Consider the following 1,569-nt stretch of genomic DNA (forward strand, 5'->3'; position numbering starts at 1 on the left):
TCATTTATCTCAACCAAGTGTAAGTTTGCACATTAAAAATTTAGAAAAAGAATTTCAAACGAAACTATTTATTCGTTCGCCAAAAAAACTACAAGTGACAGCGACTGGCGAATTACTTTACGATCGAGCTAAAAAAATGATTGCCTTGTACGAACAAACAAAACAAGATATTTTAGAATACCACGATTGTGTGAAAGGGACATTAAAAATCGGGGCTAGTTTTACGATCGGGGAATACGTGCTTCCTTCTTTTTTACTTTCTTTACAAGACGATTATCCAGAGCTACACTTCGAAGTGATGATTGGCAACACGAAGGAGATCGTCGAACTTGTCCGTTCATATGAAACCGATATTGGCTTAATTGAAGGGCAAACGAACGAAAAAGAATTGGCTGTTTATCCATTCATGCAAGATGAGCTTGTCATCGTGGCTTCAAACGATCACCCGCTCGTTCACAAACAAGAAGTATGTATAAGCGATCTACAAAATCAAATATGGATTACGCGCGAATTGGGCTCTGGCACACGTGAATACTTTAACCATTTTATTCGTTCAAATGGATTAAAAATTAAATCGCTGATGATCATCAGCAGCAACCAAGGAATTAAAGAAACGCTAATGCGTGGAAATGGATTAGCCTTTCTTTCGCGCCATGTCATTGAGCGCGAATTAAAACAAGGTCACTTATCGATCGTCTGTTTAAAGCATCCCCCTTTTTACCGAACGTTTTCTTATCTTTATGCACCGACAATGAAAAACAAAAAAATTGTTCATTTATTTATTGATTTTCTCGAACGAAAAAAGATGTAACGAGCACGGTTATCCCGCTCTGTTACATCCTTTTCGTCTTAATGCTCTGCTAGCTGTGACACAGGAACACGCTGTTGATTTTCCGGATTGTCTAAAAAATGGATTGTTGCCATTTCCGTTTGCGCATCGACATGTTCGATATATACCGATTTTCCATTATACGTTACATTTTTCATATCGGGCGATTGAGCAATTTGTTGCGCACGTGTTACGTTCATGTTGTTTCCCTCCCTTCAAACGATTATTATCATCTACGTTTCACGTTAAAAATATACAAAAAAAAGAGCACCACAAGGCGCCCTTATAACAACTCAAGCAACTTCTTTTTATTTTGTTGTACTTTTTCTTCTAACATTTTCACTTTCTCTTTTAACGCTTGCATGTTGGCGTCATTTGCAGACACCTTCTTTTCTAATGCCCGCATCTCATTTTTGACTGCTTTTAATTGATTAGAGGTAGAAATAAGTTTTCCCATCCATTTGTCTAGTTCTTCTTGTTTTTGCGCTTCGTCGTCTTCATTCACTTGTACAGAAGCTGATTGTTCAGTTGTCGTCACATGAGTGCTATCTTGCTCATTGACTACTTCCGTTGCTTGTTCGTTTTCCGTTAGTACTTCACTCGGAACTGGTTGTTCTTTCGATGTAACTAGTGCTTCAATCGCTGTTGTCACTTCATTTAAACGCACATCGATCTTGCTTAACTTCTGTAGATGAGCATTTTTTATTACATTAATTTCCATCCCCAAGAGACAAACAGGG

At 37.9% G+C, this 1,569-nt stretch carries 2 protein-coding genes and 1 pseudogene; 1 reads left to right on the forward strand and 2 read right to left on the reverse strand.

The annotated features are described in order from the left end of the window. Positions 1-811 (forward strand): LysR family transcriptional regulator (locus tag V7Z64_RS13275; RefSeq protein WP_334110753.1); only part of this gene is annotated, 811 nt, incomplete at its 5' end. 38 nt (positions 812-849) lie between these two features. Here V7Z64_RS13275 and V7Z64_RS13280 read toward each other — a convergent pair. Together V7Z64_RS13280 and V7Z64_RS13285 are read right to left on the reverse strand one after the other, a co-directional pair. Then, positions 850-1,029 carry a small acid-soluble spore protein H gene (locus V7Z64_RS13280; RefSeq protein ID WP_297988592.1) on the reverse strand — a complete coding sequence of 60 codons (180 nt, stop codon included), beginning with the start codon at positions 1,027-1,029 and terminating at the stop codon, positions 850-852. Between the two features lie 83 nt (positions 1,030-1,112). Further along, positions 1,113-1,569 (reverse strand): annotated as a pseudogene (locus V7Z64_RS13285) (hypothetical protein); the annotation flags it as partial.

This window comes from Anoxybacillus sp. (assembly GCF_036834105.1).
Classification (GTDB): Bacteria; Bacillota; Bacilli; order Bacillales; family Anoxybacillaceae; genus Anoxybacillus.

Bases quoted from the DNA above. Each gene is read 5' to 3' on its own strand.
- V7Z64_RS13280 (WP_297988592.1), bottom strand. From the start codon at position 1,029: ATGAACGTAACACGTGCGCAACAAATTGCTCAATCGCCCGATATGAAA.